The sequence below is a fragment of the Clostridium sp. genome (genome assembly GCF_051656525.1).
GTDB lineage: Bacteria > Bacillota > Clostridia > Clostridiales > Clostridiaceae > Clostridium.
In genome coordinates, this window is sequence record NZ_JBOGCC010000267.1 from 1 (window position 1) to 1,341 (window position 1,341).

The window sequence follows — 1,341 nt, forward strand, 5'->3', positions numbered from 1 at the left end:
ATTAGAAAATATAGGGAAAATTATTATTAAATTAAGGATAAAAATCTAAATTATTACAAAAATGTTCTTTAAAATTCATGGAGATTTGTTATATTAATATAAGAATAATTAATAAGGAGATTTTACGGATGAAAAAGAAATTAATAATTACATTGGTGGTAGTACTAGTAGTTTGTGGAGCAGGTGGAATTATTGCAATGAATTCAATGGATAAAGTAGTAGCAAGTAATAAGGATAATACAGCTACAAAAACTTCAACAGATGTAGAACAAAATAATAAAAAAGATACAAATGTTAATGAGCAAGCGACGGTTACAAAAAGTACAGAAGCATCTCAGCAAAATAGTAGCACACCCAAAAATCAAAATGGAGCTACAATAAATCAAAATAATAAAGCTACAACAAATCCGAAAAATACAAATCAAGAAGCTCCAATAGCAGTAGTTACAAATGCAGTAAAATCAACTAGTCAGGAAAATACAAGTAATGCTACAAAAAGTTCTAATAATAATAATGAAACAACATATATAGATAACTTAATAAATAATTTATATAATAGTTCTTGGCATCAAATAAAAGCTATAGATAGTTCATTTGATAAAAATGGAACTGAAGGAAGTGAATTGTATTCGCAAATAGAAATGGCAGTAAATAGATTGAATTTTGGAGTGTCAGATCCAGAAAAATATAAATTAAAAGCAGAAGTGATTAAAACAGAAAATCAAAATAGTACACAGACAGTTTATATAAATCTTGGAAGTATAGATTCAAAATTAAAAGGATATTATGATGAAATAAAACCAATATAATAAGAAAGGAACTGCATTAAAATAAATTTTGATTTTTTCACAGCTAGTACGGTGGAATTATTAGATTTTTAATTTGTGTGTGAATTTGCTTAAAAGTAAAAGCTTAGGGAGTTTTCTCTAAGCTTTTTTGTGGTGTAATATTTGAAATATATTTTTAGAAATTTACAATACGAACAAAAAATGATAAGAATAAAAATAATATTATAGGAAATGAAAAAATAGTTTAATATTAAGAATATATCAAAATATAAAAGATACATTACTGACTTGAATAATAATTTTACTTGCGAAATATGTTTTTTATAAAAAATAAAATTTGATTTAGATAGAAGAAAAAAGGATTAGAATTAATAAAATTTTATAGAATGATATTTAATGATGAGGGATTACTATATTAGAAAATATAGGGAAAATTATTATTAAATTAAGGATAAAAATCTAAATTATTACAAAAATGTTCTTTAAAATTCATGGAGATTTGTTATATTAATATAAGAATAATTAATAAGGAGATTTTACGGATGAAAAAGAA

1 protein-coding gene is annotated in these 1,341 nt (G+C 23.2%); it reads left to right on the forward strand.

Features of this window, described 5'->3' with window-relative positions:
- Positions 1-128: 128 nt before the first annotated feature.
- Positions 129-809 carry a hypothetical protein gene (locus tag ACRDDY_RS13085; RefSeq protein WP_438565382.1) on the forward strand — a complete coding sequence of 227 codons (681 nt, stop codon included), beginning with the start codon at positions 129-131 and terminating at the stop codon, positions 807-809.
- Positions 810-1,341 lie beyond the last annotated feature (532 nt).

Excerpts from the sequence above, each read along its gene's own strand:
- ACRDDY_RS13085 (WP_438565382.1), top strand. The coding sequence starts at position 129 with ATGAAAAAGAAATTAATAATTACATTGGTGGTAGTACTAGTAGTTTGT.